This is a genomic window from Pantoea sp. GbtcB22 (genome assembly GCF_019091025.1).
Taxonomy (GTDB): Bacteria; Pseudomonadota; Gammaproteobacteria; order Enterobacterales; family Enterobacteriaceae; genus Pantoea; species Pantoea leporis.
This window is the reverse complement of the sequence record NZ_JAGXKB010000006.1, coordinates 17,622-41,278: the sequence shown is the minus strand read 5'-3', so window position 1 is coordinate 41,278 and position 23,657 is coordinate 17,622. Positions and strand designations below refer to the sequence as shown.

General features: G+C 54.1%; 23 protein-coding genes. 1 reads left to right on the top strand and 22 read right to left on the bottom strand.

Features of this window, described 5'->3' with window-relative positions:
* Nucleotides 1–5: 5 nt before the first annotated feature.
* The gene (locus KVT28_RS17895) at nucleotides 6–1,319 is read right to left on the bottom strand and encodes an NCS2 family permease (protein ID WP_217549509.1); all 1,314 of its coding nucleotides are present in this window, start codon (nucleotides 1,317–1,319) and stop codon (nucleotides 6–8) included.
* A 151-nt stretch (nucleotides 1,320–1,470) separates the two neighbouring features.
* Between KVT28_RS17895 and yieH the strand changes: the two genes are divergently transcribed.
* Nucleotides 1,471–2,133 (top strand): 6-phosphogluconate phosphatase, encoded by a 663-nt coding sequence (yieH, locus tag KVT28_RS17890; protein WP_192414277.1) that lies wholly within the window; start codon nucleotides 1,471–1,473, stop codon nucleotides 2,131–2,133.
* A gap of 171 nt (nucleotides 2,134–2,304) precedes the next feature.
* On the opposite strand, the gene KVT28_RS17885 is transcribed toward yieH, so the two are convergent.
* The 21 genes from KVT28_RS17885 to asnC all read right to left on the bottom strand — a co-directional run bounded on the left by KVT28_RS17885 (nucleotide 2,305) and on the right by asnC (nucleotide 23,648).
* Nucleotides 2,305–3,543, bottom strand: a complete 1,239-nt coding sequence (locus KVT28_RS17885) for an MFS transporter (protein WP_217549507.1) — start codon at nucleotides 3,541–3,543, stop codon at nucleotides 2,305–2,307.
* Between the two features lie 119 nt (nucleotides 3,544–3,662).
* Nucleotides 3,663–4,397, bottom strand: coding sequence for a phosphate signaling complex protein PhoU (gene phoU, locus KVT28_RS17880; RefSeq protein WP_007893583.1), 735 nt, complete (start codon nucleotides 4,395–4,397; stop codon nucleotides 3,663–3,665).
* Nucleotides 4,398–4,411: 14 nt separating this feature from the next.
* Complete coding sequence (gene pstB / locus KVT28_RS17875) at nucleotides 4,412–5,185, bottom strand: phosphate ABC transporter ATP-binding protein PstB (protein ID WP_101763905.1); 774 nt, start codon at nucleotides 5,183–5,185, stop codon at nucleotides 4,412–4,414.
* A 43-nt stretch (nucleotides 5,186–5,228) separates the two neighbouring features.
* A complete protein-coding gene (gene pstA, locus KVT28_RS17870; RefSeq protein ID WP_101763906.1) occupies nucleotides 5,229–6,116 on the bottom strand; it encodes a phosphate ABC transporter permease PstA in 888 nt (295 codons plus the stop codon).
* Nucleotides 6,113–7,075, bottom strand: coding sequence for a phosphate ABC transporter permease PstC (gene pstC, locus KVT28_RS17865; protein ID WP_101763907.1), 963 nt, complete (start codon nucleotides 7,073–7,075; stop codon nucleotides 6,113–6,115). The genes pstA and pstC overlap by 4 nt, the downstream gene beginning before the upstream one ends.
* 89 nt (nucleotides 7,076–7,164) lie before the next feature.
* Entirely contained in the window at nucleotides 7,165–8,208 is a 1,044-nt protein-coding gene (pstS, locus tag KVT28_RS17860) for a phosphate ABC transporter substrate-binding protein PstS (protein WP_049852409.1), read from the bottom strand.
* Nucleotides 8,209–8,384: 176 nt separating this feature from the next.
* Nucleotides 8,385–10,214: a glutamine--fructose-6-phosphate transaminase (isomerizing) gene (gene glmS / locus KVT28_RS17855; RefSeq protein ID WP_217549505.1), complete on the bottom strand. Its 1,830-nt coding sequence runs from the start codon at nucleotides 10,212–10,214 to the stop codon at nucleotides 8,385–8,387.
* 130 nt (nucleotides 10,215–10,344) lie between these two features.
* Nucleotides 10,345–11,715 carry a bifunctional UDP-N-acetylglucosamine diphosphorylase/glucosamine-1-phosphate N-acetyltransferase GlmU gene (gene glmU / locus KVT28_RS17850; RefSeq protein WP_217549503.1) on the bottom strand — a complete coding sequence of 457 codons (1,371 nt, stop codon included), beginning with the start codon at nucleotides 11,713–11,715 and terminating at the stop codon, nucleotides 10,345–10,347.
* Between the two features lie 163 nt (nucleotides 11,716–11,878).
* On the bottom strand, nucleotides 11,879–12,298 hold the full coding sequence (locus KVT28_RS17845; RefSeq protein WP_008106717.1) for a F0F1 ATP synthase subunit epsilon: 420 nt from the start codon (nucleotides 12,296–12,298) through the stop codon (nucleotides 11,879–11,881).
* A 24-nt stretch (nucleotides 12,299–12,322) separates the two neighbouring features.
* Nucleotides 12,323–13,720 (bottom strand): F0F1 ATP synthase subunit beta, encoded by a 1,398-nt coding sequence (gene atpD / locus KVT28_RS17840; protein ID WP_008106718.1) that lies wholly within the window; start codon nucleotides 13,718–13,720, stop codon nucleotides 12,323–12,325.
* Nucleotides 13,721–13,783: 63 nt separating this feature from the next.
* Entirely contained in the window at nucleotides 13,784–14,650 is an 867-nt protein-coding gene (gene atpG, locus KVT28_RS17835) for a F0F1 ATP synthase subunit gamma (protein ID WP_101763910.1), read from the bottom strand.
* Between the two features lie 52 nt (nucleotides 14,651–14,702).
* Nucleotides 14,703–16,244 (bottom strand): F0F1 ATP synthase subunit alpha, encoded by a 1,542-nt coding sequence (gene atpA / locus KVT28_RS17830; protein ID WP_008106721.1) that lies wholly within the window; start codon nucleotides 16,242–16,244, stop codon nucleotides 14,703–14,705.
* 14 nt (nucleotides 16,245–16,258) lie between these two features.
* Nucleotides 16,259–16,792 carry a F0F1 ATP synthase subunit delta gene (atpH, locus tag KVT28_RS17825; protein WP_008106723.1) on the bottom strand — a complete coding sequence of 178 codons (534 nt, stop codon included), beginning with the start codon at nucleotides 16,790–16,792 and terminating at the stop codon, nucleotides 16,259–16,261.
* 14 nt (nucleotides 16,793–16,806) lie between these two features.
* Nucleotides 16,807–17,277, bottom strand: coding sequence for a F0F1 ATP synthase subunit B (atpF, locus tag KVT28_RS17820; RefSeq protein ID WP_007893603.1), 471 nt, complete (start codon nucleotides 17,275–17,277; stop codon nucleotides 16,807–16,809).
* 107 nt (nucleotides 17,278–17,384) lie between these two features.
* Entirely contained in the window at nucleotides 17,385–17,624 is a 240-nt protein-coding gene (gene atpE, locus KVT28_RS17815) for a F0F1 ATP synthase subunit C (RefSeq protein WP_003849523.1), read from the bottom strand.
* 49 nt (nucleotides 17,625–17,673) lie between these two features.
* A complete protein-coding gene (atpB, locus tag KVT28_RS17810) occupies nucleotides 17,674–18,492 on the bottom strand; it encodes a F0F1 ATP synthase subunit A (RefSeq protein WP_007893608.1) in 819 nt (272 codons plus the stop codon).
* An 8-nt stretch (nucleotides 18,493–18,500) separates the two neighbouring features.
* Nucleotides 18,501–18,881, bottom strand: coding sequence for a F0F1 ATP synthase subunit I (atpI, locus tag KVT28_RS17805; protein WP_064738312.1), 381 nt, complete (start codon nucleotides 18,879–18,881; stop codon nucleotides 18,501–18,503).
* Between the two features lie 713 nt (nucleotides 18,882–19,594).
* The gene (rsmG, locus tag KVT28_RS17800; protein ID WP_110868235.1) at nucleotides 19,595–20,212 is read right to left on the bottom strand and encodes a 16S rRNA (guanine(527)-N(7))-methyltransferase RsmG; all 618 of its coding nucleotides are present in this window, start codon (nucleotides 20,210–20,212) and stop codon (nucleotides 19,595–19,597) included.
* A 47-nt stretch (nucleotides 20,213–20,259) separates the two neighbouring features.
* A complete protein-coding gene (gene mnmG, locus KVT28_RS17795; protein ID WP_217549501.1) occupies nucleotides 20,260–22,149 on the bottom strand; it encodes a tRNA uridine-5-carboxymethylaminomethyl(34) synthesis enzyme MnmG in 1,890 nt (629 codons plus the stop codon).
* Between the two features lie 442 nt (nucleotides 22,150–22,591).
* Entirely contained in the window at nucleotides 22,592–23,032 is a 441-nt protein-coding gene (mioC, locus tag KVT28_RS17790; protein WP_217549499.1) for an FMN-binding protein MioC, read from the bottom strand.
* A gap of 154 nt (nucleotides 23,033–23,186) precedes the next feature.
* On the bottom strand, nucleotides 23,187–23,648 hold the full coding sequence (gene asnC, locus KVT28_RS17785) for a transcriptional regulator AsnC (protein WP_008106733.1): 462 nt from the start codon (nucleotides 23,646–23,648) through the stop codon (nucleotides 23,187–23,189).
* Nucleotides 23,649–23,657: the final 9 nt, after the last annotated feature.

Below are 23,657 nucleotides of genomic sequence, written 5' to 3'. Positions count from 1 at the left end.
ACTGTTTAGTGGGCATCGATAAAGACGATTTTCAGCACGAACAGTAGCGCGACCACCACCACGCACGGGCTGATTTCACGCCAGCGGCCGGTTCCCAACTTCATCACGCAGTAAGAGATAAAGCCCAGCGCGATACCTTCCGTGATCGAGAAGCTGAACGGCATCATCGCCGCAGTAACAAACGCTGGCACCGCTTCGGTGAGATCGTCCCACTGCACGCGTGACAGCGACGCCGTCATCAATACGCCAACGTAAATCAGCGCACCCGCCGCCGCATAGGACGGCACCATCGCCGCCAGCGGTGACAGGAACATCACCAGCAGGAACAGAATCCCGGTGATCACCGCCATCAGGCCGGTACGACCGCCGATCGCCACGCCGGACGAACTTTCAATGTAGGCGGTTACCGATGAGGTACCAATCAGCGAACCGGTCACCGAACTGATGCTATCAACGTACAGCGCCTGCTTCATGCGTGGGAAAGTGCCTTTCTCGTCGGTCAGCCCGGCTTTATCGGTCACGCCAATCAGCGTGCCGGAGGAGTCGAACAGATTCACCAGCATAAAGGAGAAGATCACCCCGGCCATGCCGATGTTGAACGCGCCTTTGATATCAACCTGGCCCACAACAGAAGTGATCGCTGGCGGAGCGGCGAACACGCCGCTGAATTTCACATCGCCAATGATCAAGCCCAGCGCGGTCGTCACCACAATCGACACCAGCACCGCCGCATGGATATTGCGGGAAGCCAGAATTGCGATGATGAAGAAACCCAGCGCCCCAAGCAGCACGCTGTGCGAGGTCAGATTACCCACAGCTACAATGGTATCGGCGTTTGGCACGATAATTCCGGCGTTTTTCAGCCCCATCATGGCGATAAACAGACCAATACCAGCGGTGATGCCAACACGCAGGCTGAGCGGAATGTTGGCAATCATCCAGTAACGCACGCGCAGCAGTGTGAGGATCAGCAGACCCAGCGCGCCCCAGAAAATCGCGCCCATACCAATCTGCCACGAGTATCCCATGGCCCCGACCACCACAAAGGCGAAGAAGGCGTTCAGGCCCATCGCCGGTGCCAGTGCTACCGGCAAATTCGCCACCAGCCCCATCAGAATACTGCCGAACGCGGCAATCAAGCAGGTAGTAACAAACACTGCCTGCGTATCCATGCCCGCTACACCGAGAATTTGCGGGTTAACGAAAACGATGTACACCATCGTCAGGAAAGTCGTGCAACCGGCAATCACTTCGGTACGCATGGTGGTTCCGTGTTCCTGCAGTTTGAAGATGCGCTGCAAAAGGCCCTGATTAGTCATTCCACTGTTCCGCTAAAAAATTTATCGCCGCGTATCCTATAGAGTTTAGCGTGGCAAAACACTGATTTTTCGCAACCGGTTGCTCAGGGTCGCTTTCTGCGCTCAGTGCGCTAGAGTGTCAGCTTATTGTTTAACAAAAGGATGATGTGCGATGTCGGTGGAATGTATTTTTTTTGATTGCGACGGCACGCTGGTCGACAGCGAAGTGATCTGTACGCAAGCTTACGTCAACACCTTTGCCCGCTACGGTATTGAACGCTCTCTGCAGCAAATGTTTGAGCAGTATAAAGGGGTAAAGCTCTACGACATCATCCGCGATGTGGCAGCCGAACATCAGGTTGAACTGCCACTCGAAGAAGTGGAAACCGCCTATCGCGCCGAAGTGGCGAGATTGTTTGATCTCGATTTGAAGCCGATTGCCGGTGCCAAAGCGCTGGTGGAGCGCGTGAAAGTACCAATGTGTGTGGTTTCAAACGGCACGGTGAAGAAGATGCAGCATTCGCTGGGATTGACCGGCATGCTGCCGTATCTCGATGGCAAGCTGTACAGCGGGTATGACATTAACCACTGGAAGCCGGATCCGGAATTGATGTATCACGCCGCCGAGCAGATGCAGGTGCCGATTGAGAAGTGCATTCTGGTGGATGATTCCGAAGCGGGCGCGCGTGCCGGGATCGCGGCCGGGATTCCGGTGTTTTACTACTGCGCCGATGCGCACAATCCCGAACTCGATCATCCGCTGGTGACGCGCTTTGATGATATGGCGCAGTTGCCGGATTTGTGGCGCGCGCGTGGCTGGGATTTGGTGGGGTAGAGCTCGTTTTCCCCCTCCTCGGTTCGTGCTGGCTGTCCCCCATCCCGGCCTTCCCCCATGAATGGGGGAAGGAGATGCTGCCACATGCAACTCCCAACCCACATATTGCAGCATCTTCCTCCCCCATTCATGGGGGAGGACCGAGGAGGGGGACAGCCAGCACAATCCAAATCAGCCAATCGCCCCTAACGAATCCTCGTTGCTCTGCTTCTTCGGTAGCAGGAACAGCGTGGCGGCGATATCCAGCAGATAAATCAGCGCCAGCAGCGTGATCGCCGCGGTGAAAGAGATATTGGTCGCCAGCAGGCCAATCACCAATGGACCAAATCCGCCCACGCCACGCCCCAAATTAAACAACACGTTCTGCGCTGTTGCGCGCGCCTGCGGTGGGAAAGTATCGGAAATCAGCGCGCCGTAGCCGCCGATCATGCCGTTCACAAACATCCCCATCAGCGCGCCGGTAAACAGCATCACCGTAGGATCGCGCAGCTGCGCATACACCACCACCATCACCACCGCGCCGAACTGATACAGCAGGAAGATTTTCCAGCGCGCGAAGCGATCGGCCAGCACGCCAAACAGCCAGATGCCGAACGTCATGCCCACCACCGTCACCGCGGTCCACAAGCCTGATTTGGTCAGGCTGAAACCGAAGCTGGACGACAGATAGCTCGGCATCCAAATCATCAATCCGTAGTAACCAAAGTTCTGCACCGAGCAGAGAATGAAAATCCCCAGGCTGGCTTTGCTGGTGGCGCGATCGGCAAACAGTAATTTAAGACGTGCGCCAAAGGAGAGCTGCGGCGTTTTCTCCACGTGGCGGGTAAAGCTCTCCGGCTCGCCCATGCTGCGGCGAATCACAAACGAGACCAGCGCCGGCAGCAAACCGACGAGGAACATGCCGCGCCAGCCAATCACGCTCAGCAGCGGCGGCGTGATAAAGGCCGCCAGCAGCACACCGAGCTGCCAGCCAATGCCCACCCACGCCGAGGCGCGGTTGCGCTTCTCTTTCGGCCAGGCTTCGGCAATCAGCGCCATGCCGATGCCGAACTCGCCGCCCAATCCCACGCCCGCCAGCGTGCGGTACACCAGCAGATCCCAATAACCCTGCGCCACGGCGCACAAGCCAGTGAATACCGAGAACACCAGAATAGTGACGGTAAGGATACGGATGCGGCCATAACGATCGCTCAGATGACCAAACACGATGCCGCCGATCACTGCGCCAATCAGCGTCCAGGTGACCAGCGAACCGGCCTGAGACGGATCGAGCGCCAGCGAGACGCTGATCGCCGGCAGCATAAAGCCAAGAATCAGCAGATCAAATCCGTCCATCGCGTAGCCGCTGATAGCCGCCACCATGGCTTTCGCCGGTGTAATGGCTTGTTTTTGAGGAGTTGGGGAAGACATGTAACAGCACCTGGCAGAAAAAAGTGCGCCAAGTATAAAGAGAGGGAATCGATGAGAACAGACAGAATTTAAGCAGGCAGCCCGTTAGCCACAGTGGCAACGGGCCGCCGACGCATCAATCAAGAGGGTTTATTGCTGCCGTCATCGCCCGACAGCAGTTCATCCAGCTTGTCGCCGCCCACATGACGGAAATCCTGACCTTTGACGAAATAGAAGATAATTTCGCAAATGTTCTGGCAGCGATCGCCGATACGCTCGATGGCGCGCGCGCAGAACAGCGCGGTCAGCACGCTTGGGATAGTGCGCGGATCTTCCATCATGTAGGTCATCAGCTGACGCACGATGCCTTCGTACTCTTTATCCACCTTCTTATCTTCGCGGTAGATTTTGATGGCTTCGTTGAGATCCATGCGCGCGAACGCATCCAACACGTCGTGCAGCATCTGCACGGTGTGATGACCAAGCGCTTCAAGGCTCACCAGCAGCGGCAGATGCTGCTGGCTGAACTTCTCCAGCGCGGTGCGGCTGATTTTTTCCGCCACATCGCCAATGCGTTCCAGCTCAGAAATGGTCTTGATGATCGCCATTACCAGGCGCAAATCGCTGGCGGTCGGCTGGCGTTTGGCGATGATGCGCACACAGGCTTCATCAATCTCCACTTCCATCATGTTGACCTTCTGGTCGCCGTCGATGACGTGACGCGCCAGCTCGCCATCCTGGTTGTGCATCGCGGTGATGGCGTCCATCAGCTGCTTCTCAACCATGCCGCCCATGATCATCACTTGCGTGCGAATGTGCTCCAGCTCCGCGTTGAACTGACCGGAGATGTGTTTGTTCAGATTTAAATTATCCATGTGCGTCTCCTGAATCAGCCGTAACGACCGGTGATGTAATCTTCGGTCTGCTTCTTTGCGGGCTTAGTGAACAAGGTATCGGTATCGCTGAACTCAATCAGCTCGCCCAGATACATAAAAGCGGTGTGGTCAGAACAACGCGCAGCCTGCTGCATGTTGTGAGTCACGATCACCACAGTGTAATCCTGCTTCAGTTCGGTGATCAGCTCTTCAATACGACCGGTTGAGATCGGATCCAGCGCGGAGCAAGGCTCATCCAGCAACAGCACTTCCGGGCGAATCGCGATGCCGCGGGCGATGCACAAACGCTGCTGCTGACCGCCGGAAAGACTGTAACCGCTCTGATGCAGCTTGTCTTTGGTTTCATTCCACAGCGCGGCTTTGGTCAGCGCCCACTGCACGCGCTCATCCATATCGGCACGCGACAGCTTCTCAAACAGCCGCACGCCGAAGGCGATGTTGTCATAAATCGACATCGGGAATGGCGTAGGCTTCTGGAACACCATACCGACGCGGGCGCGCAGCAGGGCGATATCCTGATTGGAAGCCAGAATGTTATCGCCATCCAGCAGGATGTCACCTTCGGCACGCTGCTCCGGATAGAGCGAGTACATTTTGTTGAAGGTGCGCAGCAAAGTGGATTTACCGCAACCTGATGGGCCGATAAACGCGGTCACCTGATTTTTGGTGATATCCAGATTGATGTTTTTCAGCGCGTGAAACTTACCGTAATAGAAGTTCAGATTACGGACCTGAATTTTACCGGCTGATGAAGTCACGTTACTCATTCTCGTCTCTCATAAGCAGCGCCGCCGAAGCCGCGCTGGGAAATTAGTGTTTGCCCTTGGCGAAAACCACACGCGCCACAATGTTCAGCAGCAGCACGCACACGGTAATAATCAGCACACCCGCCCACGCCAGGCTTTGCCACTCGGCAAAGGGGCTCATGGCGAATTTAAAGATGGTGACCGGCAGGTTAGCGATCGGCTGCATCATGTCGGTGCTCCAGAACTGGTTCGACAGCGCAGTAAACAGCAGCGGTGCGGTTTCACCGGCAATACGCGCCACGGCCAACAGCACACCGGTGATGATGCCGGAAACCGAGGCTTTCAGCGTAATCGCCGAAATCATCTTCCACTTCGGCGTACCCAGCGCATAAGCCGCTTCACGCATGCTGTCGGGTACCAGACGCAGCATATTTTCGGAGGTACGAATCACAATCGGGATTTGCAGCAGCGCCAGCGCTACTACGCCCGCCCAACCGGAGAAGTGCTGCATCTGCGATACCACAATGGTGTAAACGAACAGGCCCACCACAATCGACGGTGCTGACAGCAGAATGTCGTTGATGAAGCGAATCACTTCCGCCAGCCAGTGTTTACGGCCATATTCCGCCAGATAAATCCCAGCCATGATGCCGAGCGGCGTTCCGATGATCGTTGACCAGAAAATCAGTAAACCGCTGCCGAGTAAGGCATTGGCTAAACCACCGCCTGCGGTGTTGGGCGGCGGTGTCGATTCGGTAAACAGCTCCCAGCTCAACCCATCAACGCCGCGCGTAACGGTGGTGAACAGAATCCACACCAGCCAGAACAGACCGAATGCCATGGTCATCAGCGACAGCGTCAGGGCAATTTTGTTTTTGGTGCTGCGCCATGCCTGCATTTTGCGGCGCGAGGCTTCCAGCTCAGCGCGAGCCTGAACTTCAATAGCGGTCATGAACGGGCTCCTTCACTCTTCGCCAGACGCAGGATCATCAGTTTGGAGATCGCCAGCACGATAAAGGTAATCACGAACAGAATCAGACCCAGTTCCATCAGTGCTGCAACGTGGACACCCGATTCCGCTTCAGCGAATTCGTTGGCCAGCGCGGAGGTGATGCTGTTGCCCGGCATAAACAGCGAAGCGCTGTCGAGCTGGTAGGTGTTACCGATGATAAAGGTCACCGCCATGGTTTCACCCAACGCGCGGCCCAGGCCAAGCATCACGCCGCCGATCACGCCGTTTTTGGTGAACGGCAGCACGATGCGCCAGATCACTTCCCACGTGGTGCAGCCGATGCCGTAAGCCGACTCTTTCATCATCACCGGCGTTTGTTCAAATACGTCGCGCATCACCGAGGCGATGTACGGAATGATCATGATGGCGAGAATCACGCCCGCCGCCAGAATACCGATACCGAATGCCGGGCCAGAGAATAGCGTGCCGACAATCGGGATATTCGCCATCACGTTGCCAACCGGCGTCTGGAAATATTCGGCGAACAGCGGCGCGAAAACAAACAGGCCCCACATGCCGTACACGATGCTGGGGATGGCCGCCAGCAGCTCAATGGCGGTGCCCAGCGGGCGACGCAGCCAGCCTGGCGCCAGTTCGGTCAGGAACAGCGCGATGCCGAAGCTCACCGGCACGGCAATGATCAAGGCAATAATCGAGGTGACGAGGGTGCCGTAAATCGGTACCAGCGCACCAAATTGTTCGTTTGGCGCATCCCAGGTTTTGTTCCACAGGAAAGAGAAACCAAATTTTTGGATGCTTGGCCAGGAGGAGAAAATCAGGGAGACGATAATGCCGCCCATCAACAGCAACACGATAAGCGCGGATAGCTTCACCAGCGCGCCGAAAATCATGTCGCCTTGTTTACCGGGGGCTTTGAACGTCGGCTTAGTGGCAGCCATAGAATTCTCTGTTCTCAGGGGGATGTCAGGGCGGCACGCAGGCCGCCCATTGGGGTTGGCCAACCGTCTCGGCTGGCCGGGTCAATCTGTTACTGGTACAGCGCTTTACCGGAGCTATCTTTGATGTTCGCTTTCCACGCTGCACGAATCTGGTTAGCTACGCTTTCTGGCAGCGCGGCGTAATCCAGGTCGGTTGCGGTTTTGCTGCCACCTTTGTATGCCCAGTCGAAGAACTTCAGCACTTCGCTACCTTTCTCCGCATTCGCCTGATCTTTGTAAATCAGGATGAAGGTGGTTGAGGTGATCGGCCATGCATCGTTGCCTTTCTGGAAGGTCAGATCCTGAGCAAAGGTTTTGCTCCAGTCTGCGCCTTTCGCGGCGTTAGCAAAGCTCTCTTCGCTTGGTGCAACCGCTTTACCGTCGGCATCAACCAGTTTGGTGTAGGTCAGGTTGTTCTGCTTGGCGTAAGCGTATTCCACATAGCCAATTGAACCCGGCAGACGCTGTACAAAAGCGGCCACGCCGTCGTTACCTTTACCGCCCAGACCGGTTGGCCAGTTAACGGTGTTACCTTTACCAATTTTGCTGTTCCACTCTTCGTTCACTTTTGCCAGGTAGCTGGTGAAGACGAAGGAAGTACCGGAACCGTCAGCGCGGCGAACCACGTTGATGTTGGAATCTGGCAGTTTCACGCCTGGGTTCAGTTTAGTGATCGCCGGGTCGTTCCACTTTTTGATGGTGCCGAGGTAGATGTCGCCCACGGTTTTACCGTCAAGAGTCAGTTCACCGGATTTCACACCTGGGATGTTAACCGCCAGCACCACACCACCGATGACGGTAGGGAACTGGAACAGGCCGTTTTTCTGCAGATCTTCTTCTTTCATTGGCGCATCAGACGCACCGAAATCGACGGTTTTCGCGATGATTTGCTTCACGCCGCCGGAAGAACCAATACCCTGATAGTTGATTTTGCTACCGGTGGCTTGCTGGTACTCGGCTGCCCACTTGGCATAAACCGGCGCCGGGAATGTCCCGCCTGCGCCCGTCAGATCGGTGGCTGCAAAAGCAGAAACCGCGCTTACTGCGAAGGTGGCGGCGAGGATTCGGGCTACGGTGCTACGCATCAGTGTCATGTTCCCTCCAGGGGATTCAAAAAAATCAGGCTCAATGCCTTTTTAGTAGGAGTCAGTGATTGCTGCTGGAGGGAAAATAGGACAATTTGATGACAGTGAAATGTACGAAATGTGACAGTTATATGACAGCGTGCAGAAATGAAGCGGGCCCGTTACGGGCCCACTCTTGTTACTGATTATTCAACGGTAACCGATTTCGCCAGGTTACGCGGCTGGTCAACATCGGTACCTTTAATCAGCGCCACATGGTACGAGAGCAGCTGTAACGGCACGGTGTAGAAGATCGGTGCAATCACCTCTTCTACGTGCGGCAGGGAGATGATTTTCATGCCCTCGCTGTCGCTGAAACCGGCATCCTGATCGGCAAACACATACAGCAAACCGCCGCGCGCGCGTACCTCTTCAATATTGGATTTCAGCTTCTCCAGCAGTTCGTTGTTGGGCGCAACCACGATCACTGGCATATCCGCATCAATCAGCGCCAGCGGGCCGTGCTTCAGCTCGCCCGCCGCATAGGCTTCGGCGTGGATATAGGAGATCTCTTTCAGCTTCAGCGCGCCTTCCATCGCGATCGGATACTGGTCGCCACGGCCAAGGAACAGCGCGTGATGCTTATCAGAGAAACCTTCCGCCAGGTTTTCGATCACTTTGTCCTGCGCCAGCATCTGTTCGATGCGGCTCGGCAAGGCCTGCAGCGCGTGCACAATCTCGTGCTCGGTTTCGGCTTTCATGCCGTGCAGACGACCGAGTTTCGCCACCAGCATCAGCAATACTGCCAGCTGCGTGGTGAAGGCTTTGGTGGATGCCACGCCAATTTCAGTGCCGGCTTTGGTCATCAGCGCTAAATCGGATTCACGCACCAGCGATGAACCGGCCACGTTACAGATGGCCAGCGAACCGAGATAACCCAGCTCTTTCGACAGACGCAGCGCCGCCAGCGTATCGGCGGTTTCACCCGATTGTGACAGCGTGATCAGCAGGCTATTTTTACGCACTGCAGATTTGCGATAACGGAATTCTGAAGCAATTTCCACATCACAAGGCAGGTTAGCCAGCGACTCAAACCAGTAACGCGAAACCATGCCGGAGTTGTATGACGTACCGCAGGCAATGATCTGAATATGTTCGACCTGGCTCAACAGCGTCTCAGCATCCGGGCCCAGCTCGCTGAGATCGACTTCGCCGTGATTAAAACGACCGGTGATGGTGTTTTTGATCGCGTTCGGCTGCTCGTAAATCTCTTTCTGCATGTAGTGACGATAGATGCCTTTGTCGCCAGCATCGTACTGCGCGGTCGATTCGATTTCAGCGCGCTTAGCCGTTTTACCGTCACGATCGATAATGGTGACTTCGCGGCGGGTGATCTCGGCAATGTCGCCCTCTTCCAAATAGATGAAGCGACGCGTCACTGGCAGCAGCGCCAGCTGATCGGAAGCGATAAAGTTTTCACCCACGCCACGGCCAATCACCAGCGGACTGCCGGAGCGCGCCGCCACCAGCAGCGAAGGATCGCGGCTGTCCATGATCACCATGCCATACGCACCGCGCAGCTGCGGAATGACGCGCAGCACCACTTCACGCAGTGTGCCGCCTTGCTTCTGCTCCCAATGCACCAGATGCGCCACCACTTCGGTGTCGGTTTCTGAGGCAAAGTGATAGCCGCGCTCAAGCAACTGCGCGCGCAGCGGCTCATGGTTCTCCATGATGCCGTTGTGCACGATGATGATGTGCTCGGAAACGTGCGGATGCGCATTGGCCTCCGACGGTTCACCGTGTGTCGCCCAGCGCGTATGTGCGATACCGGTGCCGCCAATCAGCGGCTGCTGCTCTGCGGCTTCCGCCAGGTTCTGCACTTTACCCAGACGACGCAGGCGCGTCATATGGCCCTGACGATCAACGACGGCCAATCCCGCGGAGTCATAACCGCGATACTCAAGACGACGCAAACCTTCCAGCAGAATTTCTGCGATGTCACGCTGCGCTACTGCACCAACAATTCCACACATAGTAATTTCCTGACTTCATGGCTTTCGGCCATTGCGTTGTCATACGACCTGATTTCCCCGAGCCTTGTAGAGAGTGGGGATATTTTTTTATGGCACTGCTAACAGGCCGATCGTTGTCGGCCTTTAAAATTTATTTTTTCTTAACAGGACGCTGCCAGCCCGATTTTTGATTCTGTTCTTTACGGTTGTAGACCAGATCCGCAGCTAACACATCTTTCATTATCGTGGTGCCCGCGGCGATGGTCGCACCGCTCGCCACGCTGACTGGCGCCACCAGCTGGGTATCCGAACCGATAAACACGTTGTCGCCAATGATGGTTTTGGATTTGTTGGCGCCATCATAGTTACAGGTAATGGTACCCGCACCGATATTCACGCCCGCGCCAATTTCCGCATCGCCGAGATAAGAGAGATGACCGGCTTTGGAGCCTTTGCCGAGCGTGGCTTTCTTCATCTCTACAAAGTTGCCCACATGCGCCGCTTCCGCCAACTCGCTGCCCGGACGCAGACGCGCAAAAGGCCCAACCGTACAAGCAGCGGCTAACGTGGCATCTTCGATCACCGAATAAGGGCTGATTTCACAGTCGTCAGCAATCACGCTGTTTTTAATGATGCAGCCGGCACCGATTTTTACGCGGTTGCCGAGCGTGACCTTGCCTTCGATGATCACGTTAGTGTCGATCTCCACATCGCGGCCGTGTTGCAACGCACCGCGCAGATCGAAACGCGCCGGATCGCGCAGCATCACACCCGCCAGCAGCAGCTTTTCTGCCTGCTCGCTTTGGTAGACACGCTCAAGCGTTGCCAGCTGCAGGCGATTGTTGACGCCATCGGTTTCGCTGATGCGCGCCGGATGCACCGCATTGATCACGCGGCCTTCGTGGTGCGCCATGGCGATGATATCGGTGATATAGAATTCGCCCTGCGCATTGTTGTTGTTAAGTTGTGCCAGCCAGCGCTTGAGGTCGCCACCGTTGGCAATCAGGATGCCGGTGTTAATTTCCTGAATATTTAGCTGTTCTGGCGAGGCATCTTTCTGCTCAATGATGCCGATCACCGTGCCGTTTTCACGCACGATACGACCGTAGCCGGTGGGGTTATCCAGAACCACGGTGAGTAAACCAATGCCGCCCGCGGGTTTCGCATCATGCAGACGTTGCAAACTGGCCTGCGAGATCAGCGGCACGTCGCCGTATAGCATCAGAATATCTTCGTCATCGGCAAAGAAGGGTGCCGCCTGCTGCATCGCATGACCAGTACCCAGTTGCTCTGCCTGCAGCACCCAGTTGAGTGCGTTATGCGCTAACGTTGACTGCAGTAAATCTCCGCCGTGGCCGTAAACCAGATGGACCTGCTGGGCGCCCAAACCGGTTGCGGCATCAATAACGTGCTGAACCATTGGTTTACCTGCAAGGGTGTGCAGAACTTTGGGCAGGTCGGAATACATTCGGGTGCCTTTGCCAGCGGCTAAGATCACCACACTCATCGCGTTCGTAGACATAACTATCCTGATTCTCTTCAACTTTCGAAAGTGTAAGGTTTAACCCCGAGATTACTACATTTTTCTCGGGTCGAAATTAGCCGGGCTCAGCGCCAGGCGGCAAATTTTGGGCAAAAAAAATGCCAACCCAAAGGGCTGGCATTTCGTGACGCATAAAGCCTGATTACATCGCTTTTTTGGTCAGCTCAATGACACGCAGTTTCGCGATGGCTTTCGCCAGTTCCGCAGAAGCCTGAGCATAGTCCACGTCGCCGTGGCTGCTGTTCATGTGCTCTTCCGCTTTACGTTTCGCTTCCAGCGCGCGCGCTTCGTCGAGGTCTTCACCGCGAATCGCGGTGTCGGCCAGAACGGTGGTGCTGCCAGGCTGAACTTCCAGCACGCCGCCAGAGAGGTAAATAAACTCCTCTTCGCCGTGCTGTTTCACGATGTGAATCATACCAGGCTTGATGGCTGTCAGCAGCGGGGCGTGGCCAGGACGAATCCCCAGCTCACCTTCGCTACCTGACACCTGGATACGCTCGACCAGACCGGAGAACATTTGTTGCTCCGCGCTGACCACGTCCAGATGATAAGTCATAGCCATACCATTCCTCCTGGGAAACCTAAATTACAGTTTCTTCGCTTTTTCTACGGCTTCTTCGATAGCGCCGACCATGTAGAACGCCTGCTCTGGCAGGTGGTCGAATTCGCCTTCCATGATGCCTTTGAAGCCACGGATGGTGTCTTTCAGGGTGACGTACTTACCTGGAGAACCGGTGAAGACTTCAGCAACGAAGAACGGCTGAGACAGGAAGCGCTGAATCTTACGCGCACGTGCCACCAACAGTTTGTCTTCTTCAGACAACTCGTCCATACCCAGGATGGCGATGATGTCTTTCAGTTCCTGGTAACGCTGCAGCAGAGACTGCACGCCACGCGCAACGTCATAGTGCTCCTGACCCACGATCAGTGGATCCAGCTGACGGCTGGTAGAATCCAGCGGGTCAACGGCTGGGTAGATACCCAGAGAGGCGATCTGACGGCTCAGCGTAACGGTTGAGTCTAAGTGAGCAAAGGTGGTTGCTGGTGACGGGTCAGTCAAGTCATCCGCAGGAACGTAAACGGCCTGTACAGAGGTGATTGAACCGGTCTTCGTGGAGGTAATACGCTCCTGCAACACACCCATCTCTTCTGCCAGCGTTGGCTGATAGCCTACCGCAGATGGCATACGACCCAGCAGTGCTGATACTTCAGTACCGGCCAGGGTGTAACGATAGATGTTGTCGATGAACAGCAGAACGTCACGGCCTTCATCACGGAATTTTTCCGCCATGGTCAAACCGGTCAGTGCTACGCGCAGACGGTTACCCGGCGGCTCGTTCATCTGGCCATACACCAGCGCTACTTTATCGATAACGTTGGAGTCAGTCATTTCGTGGTAGAAGTCGTTACCCTCACGAGTACGCTCACCCACACCAGCAAATACCGAATAACCTGAGTGCTCAGCCGCGATGTTACGGATCAGCTCCATCATGTTTACGGTTTTACCTACACCCGCACCACCGAACAGACCAACTTTACCGCCCTTAGCGAACGGACACATCAGGTCGATAACCTTGATGCCGGTTTCCAGCAGTTCCTGCGAGTTAGACTGATCTTCATACGAAGGTGCTGCACGGTGAATAGAGGAAACCTCTACTACAGTGCCGTCGTCATTCTGCAGGTCGCCTTTCATGTCGATTGGCTCACCCAATACGTTCATGATACGGCCGAGGGTTGCTTTACCAACCGGAACCTGGATAGGTTTTTTCAGGTCGGTAACTTCCAGACCGCGCTTCAGGCCGTCAGAAGTACCCATGGCGATGGTACGAACCACGCCACCACCCAGCTGCTGCTGAACTTCCAGCACCAGACGAGCATCACCATTTTTCACCTCGAGAGCGCTGTATACCTGCGGTACCGCGTCCTGAGGGAATTCGACGTCAACTACGGCGCCGATAATCTGGACAATCTTTCCAGCTGCCATCTTGAATCCTCTACCTAATACGAAAATACCCAGCCGCGCTCGCGCGACAGGATATATGCCTGGTTAAACCGCGGAAGCTCCCGAGACGATCTCGGTAAGTTCCTGGGTGATGCTGGCCTGACGAGCTTTGTTGTAAACCAACTGCAGCTCTTTGATCAGGTTTCCGCCGTTGTCGGTTGCAGCTTTCATTGCAACCATACGTGCGGCCTGCTCACTGGCCAGGTTTTCCACCACACCCTGATAAACCTGCGATTCGACGTAACGACGCAGCAGAGTATCCAGCAGCGCTTTCGGATCGGGTTCGTACAGGTAATCCCAGGTCTTCGCCTTCATCTCTTCTTCACCTTCCGCTGGCGGTAACGGCAGCAGTTGGGTAATGGTCGGAGTCTGAGACATGGTGTTATTAAACTTGTTGGCAACGATATACAGCTTGTCGATGCGACCTTCATCGTAGGCCTGCAACATCACTTTTACCGGGCCGATCAAATCAGACAGTGCAGGCTTATCGCCCATACCGGTGACTTGTGCCACGATGTTGCCACCTACAGAGCCGAAGAATGAATTGCCTTTCGAACCGATAACAGCCAGATCGCTCTGTACGCCTTTATCCGCCCAGCTTTTCATATCTGCCAGCAATTTTTTGAACAGGTTAATGTTCAAACCACCACAAAGCCCGCGGTCAGTCGAAACGACCAGGTAGCCGACGCGCTTAACGTCACGCTCATCCAGGTAAGGGTGCTTGTATTCCAGATTACCCAAGGCAAGGTGACCAATCACTTTGCGCATGGTATCTGCATACGGACGGCTGGCCGCCATGCGTTCCTGCGTTTTACGCATTTTGGAGGCGGCGACCATTTCCATCGCTTTGGTGATCTTCTGCGTATTTTTTACGCTTCCGATCTTACTACGTATTTCTTTTGCGCCGGCCATTAGCTTCTCCTCAAAGCCTTGCGGCCTGCCTTTTCAGACAAGCCGCCAGACATTACCAGGACTGGGTTGCTTTAAACGTTTCGAGGAGGCCTTTCAGCTTCTCTTCGATTTCGTTATTGAAGTTACCCGCTTGGTTGATTTCAGCCATCAGCTCAGCGTGATCGCGATCCGCGAACGCCAGCAGAGCGGCTTCGAAGCTGCCGACTTTCGCCAGTTCAACATCGTTCAGATAGCCGCGCTCAGCAGCAAACAGCACCAGACCCTGTTGCGCGACTGACATCGGCGCATACTGTTTCTGTTTCAGCAGCTCGGTCACTTTCTGACCGTGGCTCAGCTGTTTACGCGTTGCATCGTCCAGATCGGAAGCGAACTGAGAGAACGCAGCCAGTTCACGATACTGTGCCAGCGCGGTACGAATACCACCGGACAGTTTCTTGATGATCTTGGTCTGTGCAGCACCACCAACACGGGATACAGAGATACCCGGGTTAACGGCTGGACGAATACCGGAGTTGAACAGGTTAGATTCCAGGAAGATCTGACCATCAGTAATCGAGATTACGTTGGTCGGAACGAACGCAGAAACGTCACCCGCCTGAGTTTCGATGATTGGCAGTGCGGTCAGAGAACCGGTCTGGCCTTTCACTTCACCGTTGGTGAAGCGCTCAACGTAGTCAGCGCTAACGCGTGATGCACGCTCCAGCAGACGAGAGTGGAGATAGAACACGTCACCAGGGAATGCTTCACGACCTGGTGGACGGCGCAGCAGCAGAGAAATCTGACGGTAAGCAACAGCCTGCTTAGACAGGTCATCGTACACGATCAGTGCATCTTCACCGCGGTCACGGAAGTACTCACCCATCGCACAACCGGCGTACGGTGACAGGTACTGCAGTGCTGCAGATTCAGAAGCAGAAGCGACAACCACGATGGTGTTAGCCAGCGCGCCGTGCTCTTCCAGTTTGCGAACTACGTTAGAAATGGTTGACGCTTTCTGACCAATCGCAACGTAGACACACTTGATGCCTGAATCGCGCTGGTTGATGATGGCGTCGATTGCCATTGCAGTTTTACCGGTCTGACGGTCACCGATGATCAGCTCACGCTGGCCACGGCCGATTGGAATCATCGCATCGACAGATTTGTAACCGGTCTGAACAGGCTGGTCTACTGACTGACGGTCGATAACGCCCGGTGCAATCACTTCAACAGGCGAGAAGCCGTCGTTTTCGATTGCGCCTTTACCGTCGATCGGTGCACCCAGGGTGTTCACCACACGGCCCAGCAGGCCACGGCCAACTGGAACTTCTAAAATACGACCCGTACATTTTACTTTCATGCCTTCCGCGAGGTCAGCATACGGGCCCATCACTACTGCACCAACCGAGTCACGCTCGAGGTTCAGTGCGATAGCGTAACGGTTGCCCGGCAGGGCAATCATCTCACCCTGCATGACATCGGCCAGGCCGTGTACGCGGATGATACCGTCACTTACAGAAACAATAGTACCTTCGTTGTGAGCTTCACTCACGACATTGAACTGAGCAATGCGCTGCTTGATCAGTTCGCTGATTTCGGTGGAATTCAGTTGCATATGCTCCAGTCCCCTTAAGACTGCAAGACGTCTGCCAGACGATCAAGACGGCCGCGTACGCTGCCATCAATGACCAGGTCACCCGCACGGATAACCACACCTGCCATTACAGACTTATCAATTTTGCAATTCAGCTTAACTTTACGTGACAGACGTTTTTCCATCGCGGCGCTGATTTTAGTCAGCTGACTGTCACTCAGCGTGCTGGCAGAAATCACATCAACTTCGGCTGTCGCTTCATAAGCGTCACGCAGTTGAATGTACTGAGCCAGTACGGCTGGAAGCGCTGTCAAACGTCCGTTTTCGGCCATTACCTTAATCAGGTTCTGGGCGTTTTCATCAAGTTGATCGCCACAAACTGCAATGAAAGAAGCAGACAAAGCTTCCGGTGCGAGCGCACCGGAAAGAAGATCTGCGATCTGTTCGTTGCGAGCCACTTCTGCGGCAAACGCCAGCATGGATTGCCAGCGATCGATGCTTTGATGCTCAACAGCAAAGTCAAAAGCTGCTTTGGCGTAGGGGCGAGCTACAGTAATCAGATCAGACATCAGCCCCTCCCTCCTTACAGTTCAGCGACCAGTTTATCAACGATGTCGCTGTTAGCAGCTTCATCCACGGAACGTTCGATGATTTTCTCGGCGCCAGCTAATGCCAGCAACGCGACTTGCTTACGCAGCTCTTCACGGGCACGCGAACGCTCGGCATCAATTTCTGCCTGCGCCTGCGCCACGATGCGGTTACGTTCAGTCTCAGCTTCGGTTTTCGCTTCGTCCAGAATCTGGGCACGGCGTTTGTTCGCCTGCTCGATAATGACCTGAGCGTCTTCTTTCGCTTTTTTCAGCTGGTCGGTCGCATTGGCCTGCGCGAGATCTAAATCTTTCTTCGCGCGCTCAGCAGAAGCAAGGCCTTCAGCAATTTCTTTCTGGCGCTTTTCGATGGCAGCCATAATCGGCGGCCATACGTACTTCATGCAGAACGCGACAAACAGAATGAACGCGATGGCCTGGCCGAGGATTGTTGCATTAATGTTCACAGCACAATGCCTCTTATTAAGTTAACTTGCTCTGCCGCTATCAGAGATAAACGGCAGAATCCGTCCCTCATCACACCAGGTGCCATGAGTGAACAAGGCTACCAGGTTTAAGCGACAGCAAACATCACGTAGAGACCCAGACCTACAGCGATCATCGGGATTGCATCCACCAGACCCATTACAACAAAGAACTGCGTACGCAGCAGAGGGATCAGATCCGGTTGACGCGCGGCGCCTTCCAGGAATTTACCTCCGAGGATGCCGATACCGATCGCAGCACCGATTGCCGCCAGGCCCATCATCACAGCGGCAGCCATGTACAGCAGATCCATATTCAGGTTTTCCATGACAGTCTCCAGTTTGTTTCAGTTAAAAGCTTAAGTGTTGAGATAAAAATCAATGTTCTTCAGATGCCATCGACAGATAGACGATCGTGAGGACCATGAAAATGAAAGCCTGCAGCGAAATGATCAGGATGTGGAAAATGGCCCAAGGCACATTCAACAACCACTGCGACCACCACGGCAGCAAGCCGGCAATCAGGATAAAGATCAACTCACCCGCATACATGTTGCCGAACAGTCGCAGACCCAGTGAAACAGGCTTAGACAGCAGGCTAACACCTTCAAGAATCAGGTTAATGGGGATGAAGATCGGGTGATTAAAAGGCTGCAGCGTCAACTCTTTGGTGAAGCCGCCAATGCCTTTCATTTTGATGCTGTAGAACAGAATCAAAATAAATACGCCCAGCGCCATAGACAGCGTGATGTTCACGTCTGCAGACGGCACGACGCGCAGCGCCGGCAGGCCTAAATAGTGCTCGCCGATAAACGGCAGCAAATCGATAGGCAGCAGATCCATGAAGTTCATCAGGAAGACCCAGACGAAAATCGTCAGAGCCAGCGGGGCGATAAGTTTGCTTTTACCGTGGTACATGTCGCGCACGTTGTTATCAACGAAGCCGACAACCAATTCGATAGCCGCTTGTAATTTCCCTGGAACACCGCTGGTAGCGCTTTTCGCCACTTTGCGGAACAACACCAGGAAAATCAGTCCCAGCACCACAGAGAAAAACATGGAATCGATATTTAATACCCAGAACGTCGCGGGAGCGTCGTGCGGATTCACCAACTCGAAAGTACGCAGGTCCAACTGAAGGTTATTCAGGTGGTGACCTATGTATTCTTGCGGAGTAGAGATTTCTCCAGCAGCCATGATGCCTCTTACCCTTTGTTGTTAATTACAGCCGGAGCGACGATCTGCACCACCAGCACCGATAACCACGTGATTGCGAGTGGCCAGAAGACCGCTCCAAACACACCCAACGCCACCGCGAGGAAAATGACGGTTGTGAACACCTTCAACACTTCACCGAGGGCGAAGCTCCAGGCAACACGTCCTTTCGCAGGCGTTTGATCCTGCAGGCGCCAGGCCAAAAACATAAACAACACGTTCGGCAGCCAGGCTGCCACGCCACCCGCGATGGCGGAGGCGCCCCAGGTAACCTCTTTCAGGGTAAAGAGCGCACCGATGATGACAAAGGTCACCAGCTGAATGATCAGCACGGCCCGGGCTAATTTCACACTGTAAAGAGACACTGACATGACGCTGAACTCTCCTGCCCCGAACGGGGTATGTCGCGTGTCGTATAAGACTGCCTTTACTCATTTGAGTCAAGCAGCAAAAGCCGTGCAAATTATACGGGCGCCACCTGCGATTTCAATCGGTAAGTAGCGAAAAGGTGAACAATTATTTAAATTTCTTTCTGAAGGGCTATTTTTCAAAACATCGTCTTCAGGCAATGTCTGACTTTAAGTCTGAAAATGCCCGACCGACTTGCTTTTAAAGCGTGCTTTAGATCACATAATAAACAAGGAATGCCTGACTGAATTTGTTTCAGACAAGATTTATACGATTTCTACATTGTATTAAGCACTTATAAATCAGAGTCTTAATTTTATTATTTAACTGTTGCGCTACGATTTTCGAGAAAAACACTCTATTGACATCATGCGCTGCAATAAAAACGCAAAACTGATATTACGTACGCCAATTTATTGCAAAGTTATATTTTCACCAGTGATTATTTGGTTGGGTAAATACACCCAAAAAAGTGATCTCCGTGATAATGAAATGTGAATTATTCGTTAAATGTAACAGAGATTTTCGGATAATTTCCGCCGGGGATGTTAACTCGCGCGCCCTGCCCTGCGAAATAAAAGCTTTTACCTAAAAGTGTTCAATCGCTGCTTTTTCGTTCAGGGCAATGACTAAGACAAACGGCATGAAGCAGCTTAAATCCATACCGTTTAAAAGGCTATTGGCGGGTAATCACCACCAGATGACGTTCACCATCCAGCTCGGGTACCTGCAGAGGTTGAATTTTTTCCACCGTAAAGCCAGCGGGTAATGCAGCAATCTCATCATCCGGACGCACACCTTTCAGGGCATAAAAGCGACCTTCAGGACCCGGCAGATGATGACACCAGGTCAGCATATCCTCGAGTGAAGCAAATGCACGACTGATAACACCGTCGAATGGCGGCTCAGACGGGTACTCTTCAACGCGGCTCTGCACCGGCGTGACGTTAGTAAGTCCTAACTCATGTTGTACCTGACGCAGGAATCGCACGCGTTTGCCGAGGCTATCCAGCAAGGTGAAATGCGATTGCGGGCGCACAATGGCCAGCGGAATGCCTGGTAAGCCCGGACCGGTGCCGACATCAATAAAGCGTTCGCCCTGCAAATGTGGCTCAACCACCACGCTGTCGAGAATATGGCGTACCAGCATCTGCTGCGGGTCGCGCACTGATGTCAGGTTATAGGCCTTATTCCACTTATGTAACAACTCAACATAGCCAACCAACTGCTGTTTTTGTTGATCGGTAAGGGAAATGTTTGCCGCTTTTAGCAGCGAGGAGAGTTTGTTGATCACAACGAGAATTCCATTAACGGGGGCGAGTTGCCTCGCCCCAAAGTCGATCAGGCGCTTTTACGCAGCAAGCCCTGTTTTTTCAGGTAAATCAGCAGAATTGAGATGGCCGCAGGCGTGATGCCCGAAATACGAGAAGCCTGGCCGATGGAAGTCGGTTTGTGATCGTTGAGTTTGGCGATTACTTCATTCGACAAGCCATTTACCTGACGATAGTCGAGCTCGACAGGCAACAAGGTGTTTTCATTGCGCAGCTGGCGATCAATCTCTTCCTGCTGACGCGCAATGTACCCTTCGTATTTCACCTGAATCTCCACCTGCTCAGCAGCTTGCTCATCTGACAGTGCCGGACCGTAGCTGGCGAGTGACGTCAGCAGCGGATAGGTCATCTCTGGACGACGCAGCAGATCTTCACCGCTGGCTTCTTTGGTGAGAGGCGCACTGATCACCGCGTTCACTTCCGCCACGTTATCCGATTTTGGATGCACCCACAGATCGCGCAGGCGTTGACGCTCCTGCTCAATCGCCTCCAGTTTCTGGTTGTAGCGCGCCCAGCGGGCATCATCAACCAGACCGAGCTCGCGACCGGCTTCGGTCAAACGTAGATCGGCGTTGTCTTCGCGCAGCATCAGGCGGTATTCCGCGCGTGATGTAAACATGCGGTACGGCTCTTTCGTGCCCAACGTGCACAAATCATCAACCAGCACACCAAGGTAAGCCTGATCGCGACGTGGCGCCCAGCCCTCTTTGTCGGCGGAAGCGCGTGCTGCGTTGAGGCCGGCCAGCAAACCTTGCGCTGCCGCTTCTTCGTAGCCAGTGGTGCCGTTGATCTGGCCGGCAAAGAACAGACCGTGGATAAATTTGCTTTCCAGCGTCGGTTTGAGATCGCGTGGATCGAAGAAATCATACTCGATGGCGTAACCCGGACGGATGATCTTCGCGTTTTCCAGTCCTTTCATCGAACGTACAATCTGCATCTGGACGTCAAACGGCAGGCTGGTGGAGATACCATTCGGGTAGATCTCATTGCTGGTCAGGCCTTCCGGCTCCAGGAAGATCTGGTGCGCATTACGATCGGCAAAGCGCATCACTTTGTCTTCGATCGATGGGCAATAACGTGGACCAATACCTTCGATGATCCCGGCATACATCGGGCTGCGATCGAGGTTATTGCGGATCACGTCATGTGTCTGTTCGTTGGTGTAGGTGATCCAGCATGGTACTTGTTGTGGATGCTGTGAAACCTTGCCCATGAACGAGAACACCGGCATCGGATGATCACCGTGCTGCGGTGTCAGCACCGAAAAATCAATCGAGCGTGCGTCGATACGTGGCGGCGTACCGGTTTTCAGACGGTTTACGCGCAGCGGCAGTGCACGCAGGCGTTTTGCCAATGGGATTGATGGCGGATCGCCTGCACGGCCACCGCTGTAGTTATCCAGCCCGATGTGGATTTTGCCATCGAGGAAGGTCCCGACGGTCAGCACCACGGTTTTGGCGCGGAACTTCAGGCCCATTTGCGTCACAGCACCGACGACACGATCGTTTTCCACAATCAGATCGTCAACCGCCTGCTGGAAGATCATCAGGTTTGGCTGGTTCTCTAATGCGGTGCGTACCGCCTGGCGATACAGTACACGGTCAGCCTGAGCACGAGTGGCGCGAACGGCGGGGCCTTTACTCGCGTTTAGTATCCTAAACTGGATACCTGCCTGGTCAATTGCCGTGGCCATCAAACCGCCTAAGGCATCCACTTCCTTTACCAGATGTCCTTTCCCGATGCCACCGATCGCCGGGTTACAGGACATTTGTCCAAGCGTATCAATGTTATGGGTGAGTAACAGGGTTTGCTGACCCATTCGGGCTGCGGCCATCGCGGCCTCTGTGCCCGCATGACCACCACCGATTACGATGACGTCAAAAGGATCTGGATAAAACATGAAGTGGGTCCTCGTTAGTGTTTCGGACAGGGATCGTTGCCCTGGGCGGTGGATTCTACTGAAATAATGTCGGCGGCGAAAGTCGCGGGATCCCGAGGTTTAAAAGAAAGGATCTTAAGTCTTTTATATGATCTTTCTGTTAGATCTACTATTAGGATCGCATCCGGCTGTTGATAACCCCAAAAAGTTCATGCTAAACAGCAAATTAGCGAGGATCATTAGCTGTGAATGATCGGTGATCCTGATCCGTATAAGCTGGGATCAAAATGGCTACTTATGCACAGCCTAAAAAAGAAACAGGCGTTGTTATTTGGATAACTACTGGTTATACGCATGAAACAGGCCATGTTATCCACAGTCGATCGCGGGTTTAAGGTAAAAAAACAGCGCAATCAACTGGGGATCATTCTATTTTCCCGATCCCCAGCCACTAAAGATCGTTTTAAATCTGCGTTTTCCATGTGGTGACCCACACTTCGGCCGCGTCTTCCGGGATCTCATGCTCCAGCACGTCGATCTCCAGGCGATCGCCAATGCGTTTGGCGCCCAGTTGGTTCAATTGCTCTTCCAGCAGCTTGATCGCGCCGCAGAAAAGATCGTATTCATGATTACCGATGCCGACTGCGCCATAACGTAAGCCAGAGAGGTCCGGTTTTGTTTCCTGCAGTGCTTCATATAAAGGAAGCAAATTATCAGGCAGTTCACCGGCACCGTGCGTGGAGGTAACGATCAGCCAAATCCCTTCCGGTTGCAGCTCATCCAGCTCTGGGCCATGCAGCACCTCGGTTGAGAAGCCCGCTTCCTGCAGTTTTTCTTCCAGATGTTCAGCAACATATTCGGCGCTGCCAAGGGTACTTCCACTGATTAACGTAATATCGGCCATGATGCTCTCCCGCACTAAAGGCGAGCATTGTACGCTGTGATCAAGCCGTGATCCACCTGTGGAAAACAGGGTTAATAGTAGAAAGCATCAGGCGGCAAGTCGCGCCATACGCGCGATCTGCCGGGGATAAGTTTGTGCACAGATTAGAGAGGGGTTACGGCTTAATGGTGCGCATGATCGGGTTTTGCAGGGAGATCAGGGTTTCGGTGGACTGAATTTCGTCGATGGTCTGGATCTTGTTGATCAACACCTGTTGCAAGGCATCGATTGATCGGCACATCACTTTGATAAAGATGCTGTAGTGGCCGGTGGTATACCAGGCTTCCACCACTTCATCCAGCGCGTCGAGTTTGCTCAGAGCCGCCGGATAATCGCGCGCGCTTTTAAGGATAATGCCGATAAAGCAACACACATCGAAGCCGAGCTGACGCGGATCGATCTCCACGCGCGTGCCCAAAATAATGCCCGCCTGACGCATCTTCTCCACCCGCACATGAATGGTGCCGGGGCTGACGTTGAACTGCTTGGCGAGCTCGGCATAGGCGGTACGCGCATTCTGTAGCAGCGCATTCAGAATCCCGCGATCCAGGTTATCCAGCTGAAGGTGTTCCGCCATTGTCCATCC